The organism is Bowmanella yangjiangensis, from assembly GCF_017255015.1.
Taxonomy (GTDB): Bacteria; Pseudomonadota; Gammaproteobacteria; order Enterobacterales; family Alteromonadaceae; genus Bowmanella; species Bowmanella yangjiangensis.
In genome coordinates this window covers 123,397-123,693 of record NZ_JAFKCS010000012.1, presented here as the reverse complement: position 1 = coordinate 123,693, position 297 = coordinate 123,397, and the positions used below count along the sequence as shown (strand labels likewise).

The following is a 297-nucleotide window of genomic DNA, read 5'->3' as shown; positions in this document are numbered from 1 at the left end:
GTATCGTGAAAGTGGCGGCGGTTAAAGCCCCTGGTTTCGGTGACCGTCGTAAAGCTATGCTGCAAGACATCGCCGTATTGACTGGTGGTACCGTAATCTCTGAAGAGATTGGTCTGGATCTGGAAAAAGCCAGCCTGGAAGATCTGGGTACTGCTAAGCGTGTGGTTATCAACAAAGATAACACCACTATCGTTGATGGTGCCGGTGAGCAAGCGGCTATCGAAGCTCGCTGTGGTCAAATTCGTGCACAGGTTGAAGAGTCTACGTCTGACTACGACAAAGAGAAGCTGCAAGAGC

At 50.5% G+C, this 297-nt stretch carries 1 pseudogene; it reads left to right on the top strand.

The window, feature by feature from the left end:
- Positions 1-297: pseudogene (gene groEL, locus J0A65_RS27380) on the top strand (chaperonin GroEL); the annotation flags it as partial.